Origin of the sequence: Enorma phocaeensis (assembly GCF_016901575.1) — a bacterium.
GTDB lineage: Bacteria > Actinomycetota > Coriobacteriia > Coriobacteriales > Coriobacteriaceae > Limicola > Limicola phocaeensis_A.
Genome location: NZ_JACJKQ010000108.1, coordinates 1 through 201, shown reverse-complemented (window position 1 = coordinate 201; position 201 = coordinate 1). Strand labels below are relative to the sequence as shown.

General features: G+C 66.7%; 1 rRNA gene. It reads right to left on the bottom strand.

Annotated elements, in window-relative coordinates:
- Nucleotides 1-197, bottom strand: a 16S ribosomal RNA gene (locus H6A15_RS10770); the annotation flags it as partial.
- Nucleotides 198-201 lie beyond the last annotated feature (4 nt).

Genomic DNA, 201 nt, shown 5'->3' with positions numbered 1-201 from the left:
GGGGGGCCATGCGGCCCCCCGGCGCATCGGGTATTACCCCAGGTTTCCCTGAGCTATCCCCGGGCGCGGGGCAGGTTGGTCACGTGTTACTCAGCCGTTCGCCACTCGCGTCCCCCCGAAGGGGGGTGCCGTTCGACTTGCATGTGTTAGGCGCGCCGCCAGCGTTCATCCTGAGCCAGGATCGAACTCTCCGTCCAAACT